1 pseudogene is annotated in these 623 nt (G+C 71.7%); it reads left to right on the top strand.

The features are described from left to right. Positions 1-623, top strand: a pseudogene (locus CU044_RS38890) (thioesterase); the annotation flags it as partial.

The raw sequence follows: 623 nt of genomic DNA, 5'->3' as shown, positions 1-623 counted from the left end.
CTCGTGCAGACCGCCACCGGTGCGGCGCGGCTGGTGAGGTCGCCGGAGGCCCAGGACGCGCTGATCTGGTATGTCGCGCTCCAGTCGAGCCTGTCGTACGCGGTGTCGGGCTGGGTGAAGCTGCTCGGTGAGCCCTGGCGGGACGCGTCCGCGCTCGGCGGGATCATGCGGACCAGGACCTACGGCCATGAGCCGATGTTCCGCTGGACGGAGAACCATCCGCAGCTCTCGCGCTACCTCACGCACAGCGTGCTGGCGCTGGAGTGCCTCTTCCCCGTCGTCTATCTCGCCGGCGGCAGGCTGGCCCGCCCGCTGATCACCAGCGCCGCGGCCTTCCATGTCACCAACGGGTTCCTGATGGGCCTGGGGCGGTTCGTGTCCTCGTTCGTGGCCATGCACCCGATGGTGGCGTACACCGCGACGCACCGCAGCCACCCCGCCGTGGCGGGCCGGGACAACCGTGCGCCGCTGACGGCCGCGAGCCTGCTGGCGGGCGCCGTCGCGGTGGCCGGTGTGGTCGCCGCACAGCGCCGCCTGCGCACGCTGGAGGGCTGGCACACCACCCGGACCCTGACGACCCGCAACGGCAGCGAACTCCAGTACGAGGTCATGTCGCAGGGCGA

It is taken from the genome of Streptomyces sp. L-9-10 (genome assembly GCF_004151105.1).
Lineage (GTDB): Bacteria > Actinomycetota > Actinomycetes > Streptomycetales > Streptomycetaceae > Streptomyces.
This window is presented reverse-complemented; position numbering and strand designations above follow the sequence as displayed.